The sequence below is a fragment of the Photorhabdus stackebrandtii genome (genome assembly GCF_011189495.1).
GTDB lineage: Bacteria > Pseudomonadota > Gammaproteobacteria > Enterobacterales > Enterobacteriaceae > Photorhabdus > Photorhabdus khanii.
In genome coordinates, this window is record NZ_PUJV01000165.1 from 1 (window position 1) to 628 (window position 628).

General features: G+C 54.1%; 1 protein-coding gene. It reads left to right on the forward strand.

Annotated elements, in window-relative coordinates; translation table 11 throughout:
* Nucleotides 1-628: AMP-binding protein (locus C5470_RS22160; protein ID WP_166291944.1), on the forward strand; the 628-nt coding region annotated here is incomplete at both ends.

Sequence of the window (628 nt, forward strand, 5' to 3'; positions counted from 1 at the left end):
CCGAAAGGGGTGATGGTCGAACATCGTGGTGTGGTTAATCTGGTATTGACACAAATTGCCCGGCTTAACATGCGTGTAACCAGCCGGATGTTACAGTTTGCTTCATTCAGCTTTGATGCCAGTGTTTGGGAAATCATGATAGCGTTGGGTGGGGGAGCTAGCTTGGCGATCCCTGCCGCCATGGTTCGTCAGGCTCCGTGCCGCCTCTGGCATTATCTGGAAGAACAGGCGGTGACACACGTTTGTTTGATGCCCGCTTTGCTCCAGGAAGGGGCTGATTTGCCGGAGATAACAACAAAACCCACGCTGGTACTGGCGGGTGAAACCCCCAGTGCCGCGTTGCTTCAGGCATTGCGGGGCCGGGTAACGCTGTTCAATGCTTATGGTCCGACGGAAACCACGGTTTGCGCGACGATTTGGCGTTGTCCGTCAGACTACACGGATGAATGGGTTCCAATTGGGCAGCCGATGGTTAACACGCGGGTTTATTTGTTGGATATCTATGGTCAGCCAGTACCGTTAGGGACGGTGGGTGAATTGTACATTGGCGGTGTCGGTGTTGCCCGGGGTTATCTCAATCGTCCTGATCTGACTGCGGAACGCTTCCTGGCTGATCCGTTTAGTGATG